This window comes from Gluconacetobacter diazotrophicus PA1 5, from assembly GCF_000067045.1.
Classification (GTDB): domain Bacteria; phylum Pseudomonadota; class Alphaproteobacteria; order Acetobacterales; family Acetobacteraceae; genus Gluconacetobacter; species Gluconacetobacter diazotrophicus.
Map to the genome: position 1 here is coordinate 2,397,818 of NC_010125.1, position 21,267 is coordinate 2,419,084.

A 21,267-nucleotide genomic window follows, 5' to 3' on the forward strand; every position below is an offset into this window, starting at 1 on the left:
TCATGCCCGAACTTCTGCTTGAACTGTTTTCCGAGGAAATTCCCGCGCGCATGCAGGCCCGCGCGGCCGAGGACCTGGTCCGCCTGGTCACCGATGCCCTGGCCCCGCTGAACCCGCGCGACGCGCGGGGCTTTTCCGGCCCGCGCCGCATCGCGCTGACCCTGACGCTGGACGGCGTCGTCCCCGGCACCACCGTTGCCGAGCGCGGCCCGCGCGAGGGCGCGCCGGAAAAGGCCCTGGCCGGCTTCACCCGCAAGCATGGCGTGACCCCGGCCGACCTGGTGCTGGAGGACGGATTCTGGGTGCTGAACCGCACCGTGCCCCCGGTCGAGGCCGCGACGCGAATCGCCGAGGCCCTGCCCCCGCTGCTGCGCCGCTTTCCCTGGCCCAAATCCATGCGCTGGGGTGAAGGCAGCGGTTTCACCTGGGTGCGGCCGCTGCGCCGTATCCTGTGCCTGCTGGATGGCGAGACCGTCGCGTTTTCGCTGGCGGACGGCGAGGATGACGGCCACGGCCTGCGCGCCGATCGCCTGACCGAGGGCCACCGTTTCACCGCGCCGGGGGCCTTCGCCGTGACCGACGCCGCCGCGTGGCGCGACGGGCTGCGCGCGCGGCAGGTGCTGGTCGATGCGGCGGAACGGCGCGCGCTGATCGAAGAGGGCACGACCCGGTTGGCGGCCGAGGAAGGGCTGCGAATCGTCCCCGACCCCGGCCTGGTGGACGAGGTCGCGGGCCTGACGGAATGGCCGGTTCCCTTCCTGGGGCGCATCGACGAGACCTTCATGGACCTTCCGCGCGAGGTCATGCAGGTATCGATGCGCGTCAACCAGCGCTATTTCGCGCTGATCAACGATGACGGATCGGCGGCGCCGCGCTTCGCCTTCGTGGCCAACCTGCTGCCGGAGGATGGCGGCGCGCTGACCATCGCGGGCAACGAGCGCGTGCTGCGCGCCCGCTTCGCCGATGCACGCCATTTCTGGGACCTGGACCGCGCCCGCACCCTGGCCAGCCGGGTGGGCGCGCTGGACGCCATCACCTTCCACGCCGCCCTGGGCAGCCAGGGCGCGCGCGTGCAGCGCATCGTGCGACTGGCGGGGCTGCTGGCGCCGATGGTGGGGGCGGACCCGGCCCAGGCCGAACGCGCGGCCCTGCTGGCCAAGGCGGACCTGACCACCGGCATGGTGGGCGAATTCCCCGAACTGCAGGGAGTGATGGGCGCGTACTACGCCCGGCATGACGGCGAGGCCGATCCGGTCGCCACCGCCATTGCCGAACATTACATGCCGCGCGGCCAGAATGACGGCGTGCCCGCCGCGCCGGTGTCGATCGCGGTGGCGCTGGCCGACAAGATCGACAGCCTGGCCGCCTTCTTCGCGGCGGGCGAAAAGCCCGGCGGTTCGGGCGACCCCTACGCGCTACGCCGCGCCGCCCTGGGCGTGATCCGCATCATCCGCGAGAACGCGCTGCGCCTGGACCTGGTGAAGCTGTTCGTGCTGGCGGCCGAGGCCCTGCCCGAGACGCTGCGCGACGCGCCGGACCTGGCCCTGCTGCCGGGATTCGTGGCGGAGCGGCTGCGGGTCCAGTTGCGGGCCGAGGGGGCACGGCACGACATCCTGGCCGCGATTTCCAGCGGCAACGAGGATAGCGACATCACGCGCCTGCTGGCCCGCACCGACGCGCTGGCGGCGATGCTGGCCACCGATGACGGGCAGAACCTGCTGGCGGCGACCAGGCGGGCGGCGAACATCCTGCGAATCGAAGACCGCAAGGACGGACCGCATGACGGCGCACCGGACCCGACGCTGTACGAGCAGCCTGAGGAACGGGAGCTGGCCAACGCCCTGCTGGACGTCATCCCCGCCGTGGAAACTACGATCGCGGCGGAACGGTTCGAGGACGCGATGCGCGACGCGGCCCGGCTGCGCCCTGTGCTGGACCGATTCTTCGACGCCGTGACGGTCAATGCCGACCGGGCCGATCTGCGGGCCAACCGGCTGCGGCTGCTGGCGGAACTGCGCCGCATGACGGTGCTGATCGCGGATTTCAGCCAGATCTGAGGGGTAAGGACCTCGCGCCAGGAACAGTAGCTGCGCGGGGCGGCCGTTCCGCACCAGCAGGATGGCGTTCTGGCGGAAGCGCCGGGCGACTACCTGCCCGCGCGCCAGCGGCGGTGCGACGGCGAACAGCGGTTCGGACCAGCGGCCCAGCCGTCCTTCCCCGTGCGTGCAGGGTGACGCCCGGCAGGGACGCGGCCATATGGCGCATCGTCCGGTGGTTCCAGCCGTCCGGCCGGCGGCCGCCGCCGGGATTGCTGGCGCTTATGACGAGGATATCTCCCCGTCGCCACCATGCCCCGGCGTCGTCATCAGGGACCGGCCGGCGGCCGGTGCGGACCGACTGTCCGCCCGCGCGATACAGGCTGAGCCGATAGGCCCGTGCGGTGGCGGGATCGACCGGTCGCAGGCCGGTCATGACGGGTCCGACGCGGTCTCGCCGAACGTGGAATTGCGGTGCACCCAGGCCGACAGCAGCAGCCCGAACCCGAACATCACCGTCAGCATGGCCGAACCGCCGTACGAAATCAGCGGCAGCGGCACGCCGCCGACCGGAATCGTCCCCATCACCATCGACAGGTTGACCGCGCAATAGAGGAAGAAATTGGTCGCGATCCCCAGCCCCAGCAGGCGCCCGAACTGGTTGCGGCTGCGCAGGGCGATCAGCATCCCGCCCAGCACCATCAGCATCAGCAGCCCGATGACCACGATCCCGCCGACATAGCCCCATTCCTCGGCGATCATGGTGAAGATGAAGTCGGTCTGCTTTTCCGGCAGGAAGTTCAGTTGCCCCTGCGTGCCATGCAGGTAGCCCTGCCCCCACATCCCGCCCGACCCCAGCGCGATCTTCGACTGGATGATGTTATAGCCCGCGCCCAGCGGGTCGCTTTCGGGGTGCAGGAAGGTGGTGATCCGCGCCTTCTGGTAGTCATGCAGGTGGGCGTAGGCGAACTTGCCCAGCAACGGCAGCGGTGCCAGTAGCAGTACGATCTGCCACAGCCGCATCCCGGCGGCGAAGAAGATCGTGGCCCCCACCACGCCGATGATGACGGCGGTGCCCAGGTTGGGCTCCTTCAGCACCAGCCCCACCGGCAGCAGCACCATCAGCGCGGGCGGCAGCAGGTAGAGCGGATTGACCATCCTGCGGTAGCTGATGCGGTGGAACCACGTCGCCAGCACCAGCACCAGTGCGATCTTGGCCAGTTCCGAGGGCTGGACCTGCATCCCGCCGATGATCAGCCAGCGTTCCGCCCCCTTGCCGACATGGCCCATCCGCAGCACCGCGACCAGCAGCAGCAGCGATAGCCCGTAGAGCGGCCAGGCCAGGCGGACCAGAACGCGCGGGCTGGTCAGCGCGACGCAGATCATCATCACCATGCCGAAGGCGAAGCGGATGGTCTGCGGACCGGCGAACGGACGGGACGACCCGCCCGCCGCGGAATAGAGCGCGCCGTACCCCACCCCCGCCAGCACGCAGATCAGCAGCACGTACAGCCAGTTGACCTGCCACAGCTTGGCCAGGATGCGGAAATTGGGTTCGGCGCGCAGGAGGCGCTTCTGGAAATTCATGTGTCCCTCTCCGGCAGGGGTAACGCAGCCCACCGGCGACTATTCGATGTCGGCCACCACCTGGCCCGGCGGTTCCTTGCGGTTCGCCGGGTCGCGGGTCAGCGCATCGGTCATGATATCGCGGGCCAGCGGCGCCGCAACCGCGGCGCCCGCATTGCCGTGTTCCACCACCACCGAAACCGCATAGCGCGGCGCGTCATAGGGCGCATAGCAGATGAACAGGGCATGCGGGCGATATTCCCACGGCAGGGCGGAGGAATCGAAATGCCCGCTTTCGCGCAGGGCGCGCGACACGCGACGCACCTGCGCGGACCCGGTCTTGCCGGCCATCTGGACGCCTGGAATATCCAGGCGCGCCTTGGGCGCGGTGCCGTGTTCCTCGTTGATCACGGCGAACATGCCGGCGCGCAACTGCCCCAGGAACGGATCGGGCATGCCCAGCGCCGGCCAGTGCGTGGGGTCCGTGCCCTCCGCCAGCTTGCCCGCGACCGCGCGGACCAGATGCGGCTGCACCGCCCGCCCGCTGGCGATCCGCGATGCATAGGTGGCGAGTTGGAGCGGCGTGACCTGCACGAATCCCTGCCCGATGCCGCTGACGATCGTATCGCCGCCATTCCAGTGCTGGCCGTGCGCCCGCCGCCAGTCCGGGGTCGGGATCAATCCCTGGCGGGTGTGCGGCAGTTCGATATCCAGGTGCGTGCCCAGGCCGAACGCGTGCGACGCCGCGGCGATGGCGTCCATGCCGGTCCGCCGCGCGGCTTCGTAGAAGAACACGTCGCAGGAGAATTTCAGCCCGTCCTTCAGCGTCAGCGATCCGTGGCCGTAACGCGACCAGCAATGGAAGCGCGTGCCGCCCACATCCAGGTAGCCGGGACAGAAGATCCGGTCGGTCGGCGACAGCGTGCCGGCCTGCAGGGCCGCCATGGCCACGGCGGGCTTGAAGGTCGAGCCGGGGGGATAGACGCCCGCGACCGCCTTGTTGATCAGCGGCGTGCCCTGGTTGTTGGTCCATTCGACCCATTGCGCCTGGCTGACGCCGCTGTCGAACAGCGAGGGGTCGAAGGACGGGTTGCTGACCATGGCCAGCACCTCGCCATTGCGGCAATCCATCACCACGGCGCTGGCCGACTGGTCGGCGATGCGCCCCAGCACCGCCTGCTGCAGGCCCGAATCGATGGTCAGGGTGATTTCGTCGCCGGCCTGCCCATCATCGCGCGACAGTTCGGCCATGACGCGGCCGACGGCGTTGACCTCGATCTCCACCGCGCCCACCTGGCCGCGCAGCAAGGTATCCTGCGTCTGCTCGATTCCCGACCGGCCGATGCGCATTCCCGGCAGGGCCATCGTCGCGTCGGCCGTCACGTCCTTTTCGCCCGGCGGCGCGACATAGCCCACGACATGGGCCATCAGCGGCCCGAACGGATAGTTGCGGGTGGTCCCGACATCGATCAGCACGCCGGGCAGCGAGGGCGCATTCAGTTCGATCCGCGCCATGTCGTCCCACGACAGGAAGTCGTGCAGCATGATCGGGATGAAGCGCCGCTTGTGCCGCATCTCGCGCTCGATACGCGCGCGATCGCGGGCCTCGATGGGCACCAGGGCGGAAAACCGGTCCAGCGTGCCGGAGATGTCGCTGGTGTCCTCGGGCAGCAGCAGCGCGCGCCAGTTGACCTTGTTCGACGCCACGGCAATGCCGAACCGGTCGACCACCCGGCCGCGCGGCGGGGCGATCAGGCTGCGATTGACGCGGTTGTTTTCCGCCAGCTTGGCGTAATGGTCGCCGTCGAGCACCTGGAGTCCGTACAGCCGGTGCCCCAGCGCGCCCAGCGCCGCCATCTGCGCCCCCAGCACCACCAGCGCGCGCCGGGTGAAGACCCCGCGCGACGGATTCCCGGTATCGGGCCGCGACATCAGGCGGGTGGCGGTTTTCCTGCGCCGGATCATCCACCCATCCGCGTCAGGACAGAGAATACGTCATGAGTCGCGCGCAAGGGGGACGTCAGGCGCGGCCGGGATTGGCGATCGTGCGCGCCATGGCGGCGAAGACGGCATACAGCACCGGGAACACCCCCAGGCCCAGCGTCCACTGGAAGACGAACGCGCCGACCGGCATCACCCGCAGCGACAGCGCGGACACCAGCGTCCATTGCAGGACCGTCCCCCCCAGCGACACGCCGCCGAACACCAGCCACAGCAGCAGCCCGTGGATGCGCGCGAATCCGTACCGCGCCGACATCCCCACGCCGTGGACGATCAGCAGCACCAGCAGCATCACGCCCGGCGGCCCGAATCCCAGCAGATCGACCAGCAGCCCCAGCAGGAACACCAGCGGCGAGGACATCGAGGCCGGGCGGAAGATGGTCCAGAAGAAGACCGAGGACAGCACCACCCCCGGCAGCAGCTCCGCCTGCCCCGGCAGGTTGAACGGCGCGGACAGCAGCAGGATGGCCAGGCCCGTCAGCGCGCCGGGCAGGCCGCGCCGCGACAGCACGTCCAGCCGGCGCCACAGGCTGGCACGGGGCTGGATGCCCGGCTGAAGCGCAGGTGACTGGTCGGGCGTCATCCATGCACACTCTCATCCACGACCAAGTGGGGATTGGAAGGGAACCGAAAGGATACTGCCGGGCCGCAGCAGGGGAACCCGCCCCGGGGCATCCGGCGCGACCACGGCGGACCGCCCGTAATCGAAGACGCGGACAATGTCGAGATGCTCCAGCGACGCGGCCGGAACGATGACCGGCTGGCCGGCGCGCGGGTAGTGAACCCGCCCGACGGGCAGCCCCGGGGGCAGTGAATCAATCTCGCCATTGGTGACGACGCGTTCTCCCTCGATCGGGGGGGTATCCTGGGGATAGTAGATCAGGCGCGGCGTGCCCGAATTGTCCCCCGCCATTATAGCGGCCCCATGGCTGACTTCCAGCGTCACCGGAATCCGGCTGGACGCATCCGTTACCAGCAGCACCCGCACCGAGCGCGCGCCGACCTCGGTCACGCGGCCGACCAGACCCGACGCGTCCAGCACGATTTCGTCCTTGTGAATACCGGCATCGACATTGGCGGCCACCAGTACGCTACGCGCATACAGCCCGCTGGTATCGCGGACCACGCGCCCGGTGACAAACGAGGGCGCGGGATCGGGCATCCAGTGCAGGTTGGCCTTCAGCGCCGCGTTTTCATCCGCCAGGGCGGCGGCAACGTCGTACCAATGGCGCAGATTGGCGTTTTCCAGGCGCAGGCGCTGATTTTCGGCCTCCATCCGGCCCATGTCGCGCATGCGGCCGAACAGACCGTGAAACTTTTCCTGGGGCCAGACGATCAATCCATAAGCCGGAGCCAGAATGTCGGCCACGCTCATGCGCACGCGTTCGGTCAGGCCCCGGTCGGCCTGGCCCAGCAGCATGATGCCGACCGCCGCGACGATCAGCAGCGGCAGGACCAGCCGGTCCAGCGCCTGGCGGAGGGGGATGGACAACGGAATCATGACGACACCCCCGCGATTCGCAGGTGTCCCTGTCCGTTTCTACAGCCGCCCCGCCGGACGTTCATCGCCCCGGCCCCCTTGCCTGTCCCTGCGCGGGCCGGCCACCGCCTGGCCGAACCGCCTGTTTTCGCCTGCCGTCAGTACATGCTGGTCAGGACATTCTTCAAACGTTTCATTTCTTCGAGGGCGCGTCCAGTCCCCAGCGCCACGCAGGACAATGCGTCCTCGCCCACCGTCACCGGCAGGCCGGTCGCGCGGCGCAGTACCTCGTCCAGCCGATAGAGCAGCGCGCCGCCGCCGGTCAGCACGATTCCCTTGTCCACGATGTCGGCGGCCAGTTCTGGGGGCGTGTTTTCCAGCGCGGTGGTCACCGCGTCCACGATCTGGCTGACCGGCTCGGCCAGGCTCTCGGCGATCTGCGCCTGCGACACCACGACCTCGCGCGGGACGCCGTTGATCAGGTCGCGTCCCTTGACCTCGCGCCAGCCGCCGTAATCTTCCAGGTCGTCGGGCGGCAGGGCCGATCCCAGTTCGATCTTGATCCGCTCGGCCGAGCTTTCACCGATCAGCAGGTTATGGTTACGCCGGATATACGAGATGATGGCCTCGTCCATCTTGTCGCCGCCGACCCGGGCCGAGCGCGCATAGACGATACCGCCCAGCGAAATCACCGCGACCTCGGTCGTACCGCCGCCGATATCGACGATCATGCTGCCCGACGGCTCGGTGACCGGCAGGCCGGCGCCGATCGCCGCCGCCATCGGCTCCTCGATCAGGAAGACCTTGCGCGCGCCCGCGCTCTCGGCGCTTTCCTGGATCGCCCGGCGCTCGACGGCGGTCGAGCCGGAGGGCACGCAGACGATGATCAGCGGGCTGGCGAACATCCGCCGGTTATGCACCTTGCGGATGAAATGCTTGATCATTTCCTCCGCGACCTCGAAATCGGCGATGACGCCATCGCGCAGGGGGCGGATGGCGGTGATGTTGCCGGGCGTGCGCCCGACCATCTGCTTGGCTTCCTCGCCCACCGCCAGCACCATCTTCTTGCCGCGTACCTCGGCGATGGCGACCACCGAGGGTTCATTCAGGACGACGCCACGCCCCTTGACATAGACAAGGGTATTGGCCGTGCCGAGGTCGATGGCCATGTCGGCCGACAAGAGACCCAGCAGACGAGCAAACATCCAGAACTCCCGACAACAAGCACGACTATGGCAGATCATCCCGGCCGGGGTTGCGCGACGTGCCGACAGCCACACGTCGCCTCGCACACAAGCCCACAGGATCAGGCCGTGGGCTTACCGGGGCTGGAAGAGACGGGCAAGGGCCACGGACATTAAATCGTGCATTTCCATGCCGCCCCGCCGATCCCGCTTCCCGCTGGCATGAAAACTTTTCCATCCCCTGCCGGAATGCCCGGCCGCTTCCCATATCTGCGGCGTGGCGCGGCGGCGCGGCGGCATGCCTTTTTTTCGCCACCGAACCGCCCTTCCGCATCCATCAGCCGCACCGAGAATGGCGGCCAGACGGTGACAAGGAAGACGATCATGAAGATCCGCATGCATGCCCCCACCTCCACGCAGACCCGCCATCGAACCCTCGTTCGAAGCGCCCTGGCAGGGGCGGGACTGCTGGCCCTCGCGGGGTGCGGCAATCCCTATGACCCCGGCGCGCGCGCCGGCACCGGCGCCCTGATCGGCGCGGGCGGCGGGGCGGCCATCGGCGGCCTGGCCGGCGGCGGCGGCGGCGCGGCCATCGGCGCGCTGACCGGCGGTGCCGTGGGCGCCGCGACGGGGGCCGCGACCACGCCGCCCCCGCCCCGGCGCGGCTACTGACACGCGGCTACTACAGACAGGATTATCGAGAGATGGTACATAACTGAGCGTAATCATGTATAAAAGAGAGGCAGTACTAAATGAGCCTTGTCCGGGCGGTTATACAACGGTTATTGAGGACGGACCGACGAAAAAAAGCGGGGCACCCGAAGGATGCCCCGCCCGTCATGATACCGGCCGTCCGGTGCCGGTCAGGCCGTCATGGCTTCGGGTTCGGCGCGGGTACGCTTGACCAGCAGCTTGTTCAGCGCATGAACGTAGGCCCGCACGGCCGACACCAGCGTGTCGCTGTCCGCGCCCTGGCCGTCCACCAGCTTGCCATCTTCCTCCAGCCGCACGGTGGTGCGCGCCTGCGCGTCGCTGCCCTCGGTCACCGCGCCGACCGAATAGAGCTGCAGCGTCGCCTCGTGCGGGAAGATCTCGCGGACCGCGTTGAACGCCGCATCGACGGGCCCCTGGCCAGTCACGGTGGCGCTGCGCGCCTCGCCGTCGACCTCCAGCGCCAGGTCGGCGCGCGCCGGACGGCGAGACCCGGCCTCGATATCCAGCGAGACGAAGCGGATGCGGGCATGGTCGCGGGCCTCGTCATCGACCAGGGCGACCAGGTCCTCGTCGTAGACGACCTTCTTGCGGTCGGCCAGGTCCTTGAACCGCGCGAACGCATCATTCAGATGCGCCTCGTCCATCTCGCCGTATCCCATGGCCTTCAGCTTGTCGCGAAAGGCGGCGCGGCCGGAATGCTTGCCCAGGACCAGCGACGACCGGGTCCAGCCCACGCTCTCGGGCGTCATGATCTCGTAGGTCGCGGCATTCTTCAGCACGCCGTCCTGGTGGATGCCGCTTTCATGCGCGAAGGCGTTGCGGCCGACGATCGCCTTGTTGGGCTGGACGTCGAACCCGGTGATCGTCGCCAGCATCCGCGACGTCCGCAGCAGGTTCTGCGTCTTGATGCCGGTGCTGTACGGCAGCACGTCCTGGCGGGTGCGCAGCGCCATGACGATCTCTTCCAGCGCCGCGTTGCCCGCGCGCTCGCCGATGCCGTTGATCGTGCATTCGATCTGCCGGGCGCCGGCGGACAGCGAGGCGATGGTGTTGGCCACCCCCAGCCCCAGGTCGTTGTGGTTATGGGCCGAGAAGATCACGGTATCCGCTCCCGGCACGCGGGCCAGCAGGTCGGCGAAGATGCGGGCCATGTCCTCGGGCGTCGCATAGCCGACGGTATCGGGGATGTTGATCGTGGTGGCGCCGGCCTTGATCGCGGCCTCGACGCACCGGCACAGGAAATCCGGGTCGGTGCGCGACCCGTCCTCGGCCGACCATTCCACGTCGTCGGTGAACTGCCGCGCCGCCTGGTTGCCGGCGGTGATCAGCTCCAGCACCGTCTCGGGCTCCATCCGCAGCTTGTATTTCATGTGCAGCGGCGAGGTGGAGATGAAGTTGTGGATGCGTCCCCGCGCGGCCGGGCGAATGGCCTCGCCGGCGCTGGCGATGTCGTTCCGCCCGCCGCTGCGGGCCAGGGCGCAGATCACGGGGGCACGAATGTGCGAGGCTATCTGGTGCACGCTGTCGAAATCGCCCTTCGACGCCACGGGGAATCCCGCCTCGATCACATCGACGCCCAGTTCCGCCAGCGCCTCGGCCATGCGGAGCTTTTCGGCCAGGTTCATCGAGAAGCCGGGCGATTGTTCGCCGTCACGCAGGGTCGTGTCGAAAATGATGACACGATCATTGTCGATGCGGCCGAAGGACGGATGGTCGATAGTCATGAATTACCTCGGATTGATCCGGATGTTCGCCTTTGAACGCCGTGCGGGCGTTCCTGCCTTGCATGCGGGATGGCTCCCGCAACTTCCCCTGGGCGTACCGGCGTCCTGCCGGCCCTGAACGCTCAGGGGCAGATAAGTCGAAGGCTGAGGAGAAGGGCGTCCCGGCCGCAGGCACGCGACAGGGCCGGCGCCACTGCGCCCGACAAGCCTGCCGTCATGATCGTTGCGGAATCCATGGCCGGCACCATACAGGCCGATCCGCCGATTGCAACAGAAAAGGCCCGTCCATCCGTATCCGGCGGATTACAGGCCGAACGCGTCGCGGATACTGTGCGCCGACTGTCCGGGCGTCATGCGAACCGTGTCCAGTTCCAGGTCGTACGCCATGCCGCGATGCACCCGATCATACTGCCAGCGCGCCAGGCCGATCCGCCGATCACCCCGCGCGCGCTCCCGCGCTTCCAAAATCGCCAGCGGCGCAAACAGCCCGACCAGATGCACGACGCAGCCCGCCAGCAGCGCCCGATAGTCGCGCGCGTCGGCCGCATCCAGCATCACGTCGTCCACGATCAGGTCGTTCCCCTGCCCCGCCATGGCGGCCACGGCATGGCGCATACCGCGCATCGCCCGTGCCATCACCGCCCCGCCGCGAATGGCGATCGAGGGATGCCCGTCCCGGGTTTCGGGGACGAATTGCATGCCATCCGGATGATCGAGCATCCGTGGCGGCAGCATGGAGACGAAATCGTCCATCGCGACATGCAGGAACGGGCGGTCCAGCAGCCCCTGAAGCGCCCGCGCGACGGAACTCTTGCCGACGCTGCCGACACCGTTGAGGATGATGACGCAAGGCGGCCGGTCCATATTTCAGCCGGTCAGGTGCGTGATGCCGTTGGCCGAGGCGAAATAACGGTCGATGGCCTGCTTCATGGCCCCGGCGACCATCATCCTGTGTCCGGCCTGGCGCAATGCGGCTTCGTCCATCCGGTTGGACATGAACCCCATTTCGACCAGCACCGAGGGGATGTCGGCCGATTTCAGCACGACGAAGGCCGCATGGCGGGACGGATGGGGCAGCAGCCCGATCCGCGACTGGAAGGACGCGACCACGCTGCTGGCCATGTGGGCGGCGCCGCGCCGCGTCTCCTCGGTCACCAGGCTGGCCAGGATGGCCTGCACCTCGGGCGAACTGGCATGCACCTGCGGGCCGCCGAAGCGGTCGGCGCTGTTTTCGGTGCGCGCCAGCGCCGCGGTCTGCGCGTCCGACGCCTGGCCCGACAGGGTGTAGACGCTGGCCCCGCGCACCCCGCGATCGGTCAGCGCGTCGGCATGCATGGAAATGAACAGGGCCGCCCGGTGGGCATGGGCGATATCCACCCGACCTTCCAGCGGAATGAAACGGTCGTCCGACCGCGTCATCGCCACGCGATAGGCGCCGCTGGCCAGCAACTGCCGACGCAGTTCGGCCGCCGCGGCCTCGGCGATGTGTTTTTCGTAGGTGCCCGAGACCCATATTTCGCCTGGGTCCTTTCCGCCATGACCGGGGTCGAGCATGACCAGCGGCAGGTGCGCCACCGCCCGCCCGACGATGGCGGGCGCGGCCAATCCCGTCGCATGCCGCGCATGGTGCGCCACGCGGCGCTGCGCCGCCAACGCGACCCGTGGGCGCACGGCCAGGATCGCCGCCAGGCCGGTCGCGGACAGGCCGGCCCGCAGGACCTGCCGGCGTCCGCGCGCAGTCACGTTATCGGAACTATCCTTGTGCATGAATACCGGTCCATGTTGCGGATCCTGCCCGCCACCCTAGCAGGGTCCGTGGCCCAAGTCAGCATTTCAACGACTTGCGGGGGGTCATTGGTACGGACGCGCAGGCGGCATCCCTGCCTGCCAACGGGTGCTTGCAGCGGGGGCGCAGTTAGGTCATGCTGTACTGGTGATGGAACCGCGTCGATCGACGCCGGAACACGGCAAGGTCGGCATGACCGGGTCCATCCGGCAGGCCGGCCCATCGGGGCGTGGCGCCCGACGCCGAGGCGATCGGGCCGCCCCACGCTGACGGGACAAGGCTGCCGCTCCGCCCCCGGCCGCAAGGCCGGGCGCAGGATGACGACGCCATGTGATCCGACGATGCGACCGGGCGCTGCACGGGCGCGCGTCACCGCCTGATGAGGATGGATGAACGCCACGCGACCCGCACTGGCAGACGGCACGACACAGCACGCGTCCCACGTGACGCGCGCTGGCGCCGCCTGCGCGGGCCCCGCCGCAACGGTTTCCGGATCCATCGTATTTTCCCCGTCTGCTTTTGCCCGTCTTGCCCGTCGCAGTTGCCCGTCCCCCATGCGGACGCAGGACAGACGCCGGGACAGGGCATACCGGAGTTCCGTTTTTAATGAACAAGCGCATGCTGATCGATACGACCCACGCGGAAGAAACCCGCGTGGTCGTAATGGATGGTAACAGGCTCGAAGACTACGACGTCGAGGCATCGGCCAAGAAACAGCTCAAGGGCAATATCTACCTGGCCAAGGTGATCCGGGTCGAGCCCAGCCTGCAGGCCGCCTTCGTCGAATATGGCGGGAACCGCCACGGCTTCCTGGCCTTCAGCGAGATCCATCCGGACTATTACCAGATCCCCGTCGCGGATCGCGAGAAGCTGCTGGCCCTTCAGGAAGAAGAGGCCCGCATCGACGAGGCGCAGTCGCAGGACGACGACGCCGAGGCGCCGGCCGAGCCCGCCGCCGCCGATGCCCAGGCCGATGGCGACGCCCAGGCCGCCGACGGCGAGGCCGAGCCGCTGCCGGAAACCGTGGGCGGCGAGACCGACACGGGCGACGAGAGCCTGGTCCAGCGCCGCATCGCCCGCTTCCTGCGCAACTACAAGATCCAGGAGGTCATTCGCCGCCGCCAGATCCTGCTGGTGCAGGTCGTCAAGGAAGAGCGCGGCAACAAGGGCGCGGCGCTGACCACCTATATCTCGCTGGCCGGGCGCTATTGCGTGCTGATGCCCAATTCGCTGCGCGGCGGCGGGGTATCGCGCAAGATCACGTCGGTGGCCGACCGCCGCCGGCTGAAGGACGTGATCGCGGAACTGCAGATCCCGCGCGGCATGGCGATGATCGTCCGCACCGCCGGCGCCCAGCGGCCGCGGCCCGAGATCATGCGCGACTGCGAGTACCTGCTGCGGCTGTGGGACGACATCCGCGACCACACGATGCATTCCGTCGCCCCCGCGCTGATCTATGAAGAAGCCAGCCTGATCAAGCGCGCCATCCGCGACATCTATACCCGCGATGTGGGCGAGATCCTGGTCGACGGCGAGGCCGGATGGAAATCGGCGCGCGAATTCATGCGCATGCTGATGCCGCAGAGCGCGCCGAAGGTGAAATGCTGGCGGGACGGCGGCCAGCCGCTGTTTTCGCACTTCAATGTCGAGGGCCTGCTGGACTCGATGCTCTCCCCCACGGTGCAACTGCGCTCGGGCGGGTATCTGGTCATCAACCAGGCCGAGGCCCTGGTCGCGATCGACGTCAATTCGGGCCGCGCGACGCGCGAGCGCAATATCGAAGAGACGGCGCTGCGCACCAACCTGGAAGCGGCCGAGGAAGTGGCGCGGCAACTGCGCCTGCGCGACCTGGCCGGACTGATCGTCATCGATTTCATCGATATGGAAAGCCGCAAGCACAACGGGATGGTCGAGCGGCGGCTGAAGGACGCGCTGCGCACCGACCGCGCGCGCATCCAGGTCGGCGCGATCTCGCATTTCGGGCTGCTGGAAATGTCGCGGCAGCGGCTGCGCCCGTCGATCGCTGAATCGACCTTCACCCCCTGCCCGCACTGCCAGGGCACCGGCATCATACGCGGCACCGAAAGTGCGGCCCTGCATGTGCTGCGCGCCGTCGAGGAAGAGGGCGCGCGCCGTCGCGCGGCCGAGATCACGGTGCATGTGGCCGCCGAGATCGCGCTCTATATCCTGAACAACAAGCGGGCCTGGCTGAGCGAGATCGAAAAGCGGCACAAGATGCATGTCGTCTTCTCGCCCGATGCCAGCCTGCTGCCGCCGCAGCTTCGCATCGAGCGCGTACGGCCGCAGACCGAACGGTTCGAGCCCGTCGCGCCGCCGGTGCTGGCCGAACCGACCGACATCCTGGCCGAGGAGACCGAAGCCGCCGCGCCCGTCGTGCGCGAAATCCCGATCCAGGCCGAAGCCCCGGCCGATGCGGCCGTCGCAGCCGAGGCCGCGCCGGTTTCCACCGAGGAAGGCGAGGAAGGAACCGATCATCGCCGCCGCCGGCGGCGGCGCCGTCGCCGGCGTGGCGGCGAGCGGGCCGAGGGTGCGCCCCAGGCCGTGCCGGCCGAAGCCGCCGATGCGGAACAGGCGGACGAAGACGCCGGACATGGGAACGAGGGCGAGGAAGAGACCGCGCCCGCCATCCATGCCGAGAGCGTGGCCGAGCCCGCGCCGGCCCGTGAAGAGGGCGGACGCGACCGCAATCGCCGCCGCCGTGACCGGCAGGACCGCCGTCCGGCACAGCCGGCCGCCCCGTCGGCGCAGGCACCGTATCGCGGCCCGACGCCGGCCAATCCGTTCGGCGACGGCATCCTCGATATTTTCGATGTGATCGAGCAATCGACCGAGGCCCCGCAGGCCCCTGTCCGGCGGCCCGAGCCGAATGCGATGCCGGCCGACATCGTCGACGTCGCCGAGACGCTGGCCGTGTCGGAACCCGAGGCGGTCCCCGCGATCGTCGAAGCCGAAATCGTGATCGAGGCCGCCCCCGTGGAAGCCGCGCCGGTCGAGGCTGAACCTGTTGAGGTCGAGGCCGAGACGGTCGAAACCCCGGCCAAGCCCCGCCGCCGCACCCGCGCCCGCAAGAGCGCGGTGGCCGAGGCCGTGACGGCCGAGGCCCCGGACAGCACGGCGGAGCCCGCGCCCGTTGCCGCCGAGGCTGAAGAACCGGCCAAGCCCAAGCGTCGCCGCGCGGCGACGCCGCGCAAGACGGCCGCCAAGGCAGCGGCGGAAGAGCCGACCGTTGCCGATAGCGCGCCCCCGGCGACAGCCGAGGCCGTACCCGCCGAGGATGCGGCCGAAGCGGCACCGAAGAAGCCGACCCGCAAGCGGACCACGCGGGCGACCACCACGACCCGCGCCCGCAAGGCCAAGGCGGCCGAGGACGCCGCAACCGAGGCTGATGCCACCGAGGCGGCCGAGCCGGCCCCCGAGGCCCCGGCCAAGCCGCGCCGCACGCGCAAGGCCCCTGCCCGCGCCAAGGCAGCGGCGAAGCCGCAGGCGGAAGCCGAGGCCACGGCCGAACCGACCCCGGAAGCCGAAAAGACGGCCCCGGTGGTACAGCCGATCGTCATCGACGATTCCAAACCGGCCCCGGCCCGCAAGACCGGCTGGTGGCGCCGCTGACACCAGCGCGGCGGGCCATTCCAGCCCGTTGAACAAGAAGCCCCGCTTCCGAAAGGAGGCGGGGCTTTTTTGTTATCCAGTGCAGGGTCCCTGCTTCGGCCGGGCACGCCCGAGGGGAAGAATAAATATAATCTTCACAATTGGCGTCCCGGAAATCGCCTAGACTCATCCATGAATATGCGTCGCTTCGCGCGGACAAGCGGCCTGGGCACAAAAATCAACGAGGCAGCCAGTGCGCTTTTTCGGCATCAAGGTATCTTTAGGCCTCCTTTTCATACTCATCGCGCTGTCCTGCGTTTTTTCCGGAATATCTTCGATAAGAGGGCTGACGCAGGTCAATCTCCGGGTAGAGGAGATCGCGCACAAATCGCTGGCGAACATCAGGGGCCTGGCCGCGATCGACAGTCAGATCCGCGCTTTCCGGGGCGTCGAGATCAAGCAACTCGGGACATCCTCGCCAGAGGAGTTTGCGACTCTTTCCAGTTCCAGCGCCGCGATTTCCGATAAAATTGCGCATGCCATCGACGCGTACGTGCCCTTCATCCAGACCGACCAGGATCAGGTCCTGTTCCACAACCTTGAAACGCAGTGGGACGAGTACAAGGATTTCCACGACACCACATTCAAGAACTGGGGCGCGGCCCACGACAGGACCCAGACCCTTGTCAACGAGGGGCAACGCCTGATCGAATTGCAGGAAACGGTTTCCGAAACGCTGACGTCCTTCATGAATGGAAACATACAGGACGCCGCCACCTACGCTTCGGAATCGGGGGCCACATACACGGCGACGCTGCGGCGGGTCTATGCGGCGTATGTCACGCTGTTCGTTTCCATGCTCATTTCCGGCCTTGTCGTGGTGCTGAACATTCTTCGGCCGCTTCAGAAAATCAATGCATCCATCAGCAGGTTGGCAAAGGGCCAGACCGATCTGACGTTCCCGTGCGCGGACAGGAAGGATGAAATCGGCGATATTTCCCGGTCCCTGGACGTCTTCCGCGCCGCCGCCATCGCGAAGAGGGACCTGGAGCGCGACGCCGAACTCCAGCGCCAGCGTGCCGACACCGAACGCGCTTCCATTCAGAAAAAAGCCGAAGCCGAAGCCAGCGAATGGCTGCGCAGGGCGACGGGCACCCTGGCGGCCGGCCTGAAACGGATGGCCGAGGGCGACCTGTCCTTCCAGATCGAGACCCGGTTTTCAAAAGAGTTCGAGCCGCTGCGCGAGGATTTCAACCAGTCCCTGACCCAGCTTGCCGCGACGTTCGCCCAGATGTCGGGCGCCATTCAGGCCATCAGCAACGGCGCGCGCGAACTGGCGACCGGGGCCGACAACCTGGCGTCCCGGACCGAACGCCAGGCGACGGCCCTGGAGCAGACGGACGCCGCCGTGGCGGGCATTGCGCAAAGCGTGGGGGATACGGCCAGGCGATCCGAAACCGCCCAGCAGATCGGCACGCAGGCGCGCCGGTCCGCCGCCGCGTCAAGCACGATCACGCATGCGACGGAAGAGGCCATGAACCGCATCGAGAACGGCTCGGAACAGATTTCATCGGTTGTCGATGTGATCGAGAGCATTGCCTTCCAGACCAACATCCTGGCGCTGAATGCCAGCGTCGAGGCTGCCAGGGCCGGTGACGCGGGCCGGGGCTTCGCCGTGGTCGCCCACGAGGTCCGGTCGCTGGCGCAGAAATGCGGCGAGGCCGCCGTGGATGTCAGGACCGTCATCCGCAATACCGCCGCCGACGTGAAGGAAGGCTCGGGCCGCGTGAAGGAATGCAGCGGAACATTGCGGACGATCGTGGACTTCATCGGTCAGATGGGCCAGCACCTGGACGCCATAGCCGTCTCGGCCAGGGAACAATCCGCCAGCCTGACGGACATCACCGCCGCGATGGCCTCGCTGGGTCAGACGACCCAGCAGAATGCCGCCGTCGCGGAACAGTTCAACGCCGCGTCCTCCAGCCTCGCGAACGAAAGCCACCGGCTTAACGACCTTGTCGGGCAGTTCCACCTGCCGGAGCCGGCGGAAGACGAGTCCGGTCAGGACCTGGAGTTCATGGACGCTGATCTCCCCAGCGCCAGCGCCAGCCCCCTTCGGTTTTCCGTCGGCAGATAAGAAGGAAGACCAGCGTCGCGATCAGGTCGAAAACGACCAGTGCCGGAACCACCACCCAGGCATTGGACCTGGCCAGAACGAATTGGGGCAGCATCATCGGGGGGAACGAGAGGGCTACCACAAAGGCGCCAAAGAGCGCCCAGCCTTGCCATGTGACGGGAAGCCCGGCCCCGTATCCGTACCGCTTTGCCCGAAACCATGCCTTTGACGGAAAGTCGGACATCCGGTCATCCTCCATGCGTCTGCCGGCGGCCGCGAAACCTTATCCTTCGACACCATTCGGATCGGACGGCACCGTTTCCCAGCCCGGTCCGATGATCGCGGCGCTGCGCCGGCCCATGCCGTCGATCCGTAGCACGATGACGTTCTGTTCTTCCAGATAGGCCAGCTGGCGGCGGGCGCGGCCCAGCGAGTGGGTGCCGTAGGCACGGGCGATCGTGGCGTCCGACGGACAGGGGGCGCCTTCCATGGCCGCGCGGGCGATCAGCAGGAAGATGCCGCGCACGTCGTCCGGCAGGGGGGCAGCGATCCGCTCAGCGGCCTGCCAGGCCTCGGTCTCGGCGGTTTCGGCGTCGATGCCGGCGCGGGCGGTGGCCAGGACGCGGCGGAATTGCGGCATGTCCAGCGCCTGCCGCCCCATGCCCTCGATCCGGCAGCGGACCAGGAAGTCCTGGTACAGCACATGCACGGGGCGGAAGCCGGCATCCTCGTCGCGCAGGATTTCGGCCAGGATCGTCGTGAAGCGCCGGCGCTGCGCCGCCCGGTCGGCCGGGGTTTCGACCACCGGTTCCTCGGCCTCGGCTTCCACCGCCGCCGAGGCCGCGTGGGCGGCCAGTTGCGCCAGGATATCGGGCGGCGGCGGTGCGGCCGGGCGCGACGGGCGGGCGAATGCCTCGCGCTCGGGCAGTTTCGTCAGGATCAGGTCGCGAATGTCCTCGGGCGGCGGCGCGGGGGCGAAGGGCAGCAGGGCGGGACCGGCCGAGCGGCTTTCGGTTTCCACCGGGCCGATGCGCACCGCGACGGGGCGGCGGCAGAGCGCCGGGCCCAGCGCCACGAAATATCCCCGTTCCAGGTCGCGGAAGCTTTCGGCCTGCCGGCGCTCCATCCCCAGCAGGTCGGCGGCGCGCATCATGTCGATATCGAGGAACGTGCGCCCCATCAGGAAATTCGACGCCTCCGCCGCCACGTTCTTGGCCAGCTTGGCCAGGCGCTGGGTGGCGATCACCCCCGCCAGCCCGCGCTTGCGGCCACGGCACATCAGGTTGGTCATGGCCCCCAGCGAGGCCCGCCGGGCTTCGTCCGATACGTCGCCGGCGGCGGCGGGGGCGAACAATTGCGCCTCGTCCACCACCACCAGCACGGGATACCAGTATTCCCGCCCGACCTCGAACATCCCGCCCAGGAAGGCCGCCGCGCGACGCATCTGCACGTCCGCGTCGGCCCCCTCCAGGTTCAGCACGACCGAGGCCCGATGGACCCGCATCCGCTCGCCCGCCGCCTGCAGCTCCGCCTCGGTATGGGCCGCGCCGTCGATCACCAGATGGCCGAATTTCTCCGCCAGGCTGACGAAGTCGCCCTCGGGGTCGATGATGGCCTGCTGGACCAGGGTCGCGGATTGTTCCAGCAGCCGGCGCAGCAGGTGCGATTTGCCCGATCCGGAATTGCCCTGCACCAACAGGCGAGTGGACAGCAATTCCGCCAGATCCATCGCGGCGGGGCCGCCGCCGCGCACATCCCCAATCGTGATCGCAACCGTCATGGACAGGACGGATACCGTTCCTTGGCCTGCTCGCGCAACCAATCGACGATTCCGTTCGCCGCCGCGCGCCCGGTCGCGAAGCAGCCCTGCAGCAGGTAGCCGCCGGTCGGCGCCTCCCAATCCAGCATCTCGCCCGCCACGAACAGGCCGGGTGACGCCCGCAGCATGAAGCGCGCGTCGCACTCGGCCTGCCGCACCCCGCCCGCCACCGAGATCGCCCGATCCAGCGAATCGGGCGCCGTCAGGGTGACCGGCACCGCCTTGACCAGCCGCGCCAGCGCGGCCGCGTCACGCGGCGGGGGGGCTGCCTCACGCAGCAGCGCCACCGCCACGGGCGGCAGGCGCAACGCCTTGCGTAGCGTGTTCGACAGGCTCTCGCGCCCGCGGATGCGGGCCAGTCGCGCGGCCACGTCCTCCACGCCCATGTCGGGGCGCAGATCCAGCATCAGCCGGGCCTGTCCATGGGCCGCGATCCGGTCGCGCAGCAGTGCCGACAGCGCGTAGACCGCGCCGCCTTCCAGACCGCGCGCCGTCACCACGGCCTCGCCCCGCACCGTAGGGCCCGATCCGTCGGGCGTCAGCGCGATGCCGCGCAGCGGCGTGCCGGCGAAGCGTTCGCGTACGGTGTCGCTCCAGTCCGTGACGAAACCGCAATTGGCAGGTTGAAACGGGGCGATGCCGATGCCCCGGTCGGCCAGCAGGCCGGTCCACGTGCCATCCGCCCCCAGGCGTGGCCAGCTTGCCCCGCCCAGCGCCAGCAGGACGGCATCGGCGGGCAGCGTCCCCTGCTCGACCGACCCGTCGGCCGAGGGGCGGGTGAAGCGCACCCGGCCATGCGCGTCCCAGCCCGTCCAGTCATGGCGGGTGCGGATGTCCACCCCCAGCGCCGCCAGCCGTGCCCCCCAGGCGCGCAGCAGGGGCGATGCCTTCATCGCGCGCGGAAAGACCCGGCCGCTGCTGCCGACATAGCAGGGCTGGCCCAAATCCTCCGCCCAGCGGCGCAGATCGTCGGGGGTGAAGGCACGCAGCGCGGGTTCCAGCCAGTCCGCGGCCGCGCCATAGCGGGTGACGAACCGCGCGAACGGCTCGGAATGGGTCAGGTTCAGTCCACCCCGGCCGGCCATCAGCATCTTGCGCCCGATGGTGGGCATACGGTCCAGCACCGTTACCGCACAGCCATGGGCGGCCAGGGTTTCGGCGGCGGCCAGGCCGGCGGGCCCCGCACCGATCACGACGATATCGGCCATCCTGCTCCTGCGACCGGGCCCGTG

At 68.6% G+C, this 21,267-nt stretch carries 14 protein-coding genes; 4 read left to right on the forward strand and 10 right to left on the reverse strand.

Annotated features, from left to right (window positions below):
* The first annotated feature begins 2 nt into the window (after positions 1 to 2).
* A complete protein-coding gene (gene glyS / locus GDI_RS11140) occupies positions 3 to 2,057 on the forward strand; it encodes a glycine--tRNA ligase subunit beta (RefSeq protein WP_012226234.1) in 2,055 nt (684 codons plus the stop codon).
* A 411-nt stretch (positions 2,058 to 2,468) separates the two neighbouring features.
* On the opposite strand, the gene rodA is transcribed toward glyS, so the two are convergent.
* The 5 genes from rodA to GDI_RS11165 all read right to left on the reverse strand — a co-directional run bounded on the left by rodA (position 2,469) and on the right by GDI_RS11165 (position 8,288).
* Positions 2,469 to 3,623 carry a rod shape-determining protein RodA gene (gene rodA, locus GDI_RS11145; RefSeq protein ID WP_012226235.1) on the reverse strand — a complete coding sequence of 385 codons (1,155 nt, stop codon included), beginning with the start codon at positions 3,621 to 3,623 and terminating at the stop codon, positions 2,469 to 2,471.
* A 39-nt stretch (positions 3,624 to 3,662) separates the two neighbouring features.
* Positions 3,663 to 5,567 (reverse strand): penicillin-binding protein 2, encoded by a 1,905-nt coding sequence (mrdA, locus tag GDI_RS11150; RefSeq protein ID WP_012226236.1) that lies wholly within the window; start codon positions 5,565 to 5,567, stop codon positions 3,663 to 3,665.
* 55 nt (positions 5,568 to 5,622) lie between these two features.
* On the reverse strand, positions 5,623 to 6,186 hold the full coding sequence (locus tag GDI_RS11155; protein WP_012226237.1) for a hypothetical protein: 564 nt from the start codon (positions 6,184 to 6,186) through the stop codon (positions 5,623 to 5,625).
* Positions 6,187 to 6,198: 12 nt separating this feature from the next.
* Positions 6,199 to 7,104, reverse strand: coding sequence for a rod shape-determining protein MreC (gene mreC, locus GDI_RS11160; protein WP_012226238.1), 906 nt, complete (start codon positions 7,102 to 7,104; stop codon positions 6,199 to 6,201).
* Between the two features lie 137 nt (positions 7,105 to 7,241).
* Positions 7,242 to 8,288 carry a rod shape-determining protein gene (locus tag GDI_RS11165; RefSeq protein ID WP_012553223.1) on the reverse strand — a complete coding sequence of 349 codons (1,047 nt, stop codon included), beginning with the start codon at positions 8,286 to 8,288 and terminating at the stop codon, positions 7,242 to 7,244.
* 363 nt (positions 8,289 to 8,651) lie between these two features.
* Here GDI_RS11165 and GDI_RS11170 point away from each other — a divergent pair, with 363 nt between their 5' ends.
* The gene (locus GDI_RS11170) at positions 8,652 to 8,939 is read left to right on the forward strand and encodes a hypothetical protein (protein ID WP_012553224.1); all 288 of its coding nucleotides are present in this window, start codon (positions 8,652 to 8,654) and stop codon (positions 8,937 to 8,939) included.
* A 191-nt stretch (positions 8,940 to 9,130) separates the two neighbouring features.
* On the opposite strand, the gene GDI_RS11175 is transcribed toward GDI_RS11170, so the two are convergent.
* The 3 genes from GDI_RS11175 to GDI_RS11185 all read right to left on the reverse strand — a co-directional run bounded on the left by GDI_RS11175 (position 9,131) and on the right by GDI_RS11185 (position 12,472).
* Positions 9,131 to 10,705, reverse strand: a complete 1,575-nt coding sequence (locus GDI_RS11175) for a 2-isopropylmalate synthase (protein WP_012226242.1) — start codon at positions 10,703 to 10,705, stop codon at positions 9,131 to 9,133.
* Between the two features lie 303 nt (positions 10,706 to 11,008).
* Complete coding sequence (locus tag GDI_RS11180) at positions 11,009 to 11,569, reverse strand: chloramphenicol phosphotransferase CPT family protein (RefSeq protein WP_012226244.1); 561 nt, start codon at positions 11,567 to 11,569, stop codon at positions 11,009 to 11,011.
* A gap of 3 nt (positions 11,570 to 11,572) precedes the next feature.
* Positions 11,573 to 12,472, reverse strand: a complete 900-nt coding sequence (locus GDI_RS11185; protein WP_012226246.1) for an N-acetylmuramoyl-L-alanine amidase family protein — start codon at positions 12,470 to 12,472, stop codon at positions 11,573 to 11,575.
* A 625-nt stretch (positions 12,473 to 13,097) separates the two neighbouring features.
* Between GDI_RS11185 and GDI_RS11190 the strand changes: the two genes are divergently transcribed.
* Together GDI_RS11190 and GDI_RS11195 are read left to right on the forward strand one after the other, a co-directional pair.
* Positions 13,098 to 16,121: an Rne/Rng family ribonuclease gene (locus tag GDI_RS11190; protein WP_041249406.1), complete on the forward strand. Its 3,024-nt coding sequence runs from the start codon at positions 13,098 to 13,100 to the stop codon at positions 16,119 to 16,121.
* Positions 16,122 to 16,353: 232 nt separating this feature from the next.
* Complete coding sequence (locus GDI_RS11195; protein WP_012226253.1) at positions 16,354 to 18,237, forward strand: HAMP domain-containing methyl-accepting chemotaxis protein; 1,884 nt, start codon at positions 16,354 to 16,356, stop codon at positions 18,235 to 18,237.
* Between the two features lie 262 nt (positions 18,238 to 18,499).
* Here GDI_RS11195 and GDI_RS11200 read toward each other — a convergent pair whose 3' ends face one another.
* Entirely contained in the window at positions 18,500 to 19,996 is a 1,497-nt protein-coding gene (locus GDI_RS11200) for an ATP-binding protein (RefSeq protein ID WP_012553229.1), read from the reverse strand.
* Positions 19,993 to 21,243, reverse strand: a complete 1,251-nt coding sequence (locus GDI_RS11205) for a TIGR03862 family flavoprotein (protein ID WP_012226267.1) — start codon at positions 21,241 to 21,243, stop codon at positions 19,993 to 19,995. Before GDI_RS11205 ends, GDI_RS11200 begins: the two co-directional genes overlap by 4 nt.
* Positions 21,244 to 21,267: the final 24 nt, after the last annotated feature.

What these genes read in the sequence shown, in the direction of transcription:
- glyS (WP_012226234.1), top strand. Translation starts at nt 3, where the DNA reads ATGCCCGAACTTCTGCTTGAACTGTTTTCCGAGGAAATTCCCGCGCGC.
- rodA (WP_012226235.1), bottom strand. Translation starts at nt 3,623, where the DNA reads ATGAATTTCCAGAAGCGCCTCCTGCGCGCCGAACCCAATTTCCGCATC.
- mrdA (WP_012226236.1), bottom strand. Translation starts at nt 5,567, where the DNA reads ATGATCCGGCGCAGGAAAACCGCCACCCGCCTGATGTCGCGGCCCGAT.
- GDI_RS11155 (WP_012226237.1), bottom strand. Translation starts at nt 6,186, where the DNA reads ATGACGCCCGACCAGTCACCTGCGCTTCAGCCGGGCATCCAGCCCCGT.
- mreC (WP_012226238.1), bottom strand. Translation starts at nt 7,104, where the DNA reads ATGATTCCGTTGTCCATCCCCCTCCGCCAGGCGCTGGACCGGCTGGTC.
- GDI_RS11165 (WP_012553223.1), bottom strand. Translation starts at nt 8,288, where the DNA reads ATGTTTGCTCGTCTGCTGGGTCTCTTGTCGGCCGACATGGCCATCGAC.
- GDI_RS11170 (WP_012553224.1), top strand. Translation starts at nt 8,652, where the DNA reads ATGAAGATCCGCATGCATGCCCCCACCTCCACGCAGACCCGCCATCGA.
- GDI_RS11175 (WP_012226242.1), bottom strand. Translation starts at nt 10,705, where the DNA reads ATGACTATCGACCATCCGTCCTTCGGCCGCATCGACAATGATCGTGTC.
- GDI_RS11180 (WP_012226244.1), bottom strand. Translation starts at nt 11,569, where the DNA reads ATGGACCGGCCGCCTTGCGTCATCATCCTCAACGGTGTCGGCAGCGTC.
- GDI_RS11185 (WP_012226246.1), bottom strand. Translation starts at nt 12,472, where the DNA reads ATGCACAAGGATAGTTCCGATAACGTGACTGCGCGCGGACGCCGGCAG.
- GDI_RS11190 (WP_041249406.1), top strand. Translation starts at nt 13,098, where the DNA reads ATGAACAAGCGCATGCTGATCGATACGACCCACGCGGAAGAAACCCGC.
- GDI_RS11200 (WP_012553229.1), bottom strand. Translation starts at nt 19,996, where the DNA reads ATGACGGTTGCGATCACGATTGGGGATGTGCGCGGCGGCGGCCCCGCC.
- GDI_RS11205 (WP_012226267.1), bottom strand. Translation starts at nt 21,243, where the DNA reads ATGGCCGATATCGTCGTGATCGGTGCGGGGCCCGCCGGCCTGGCCGCC.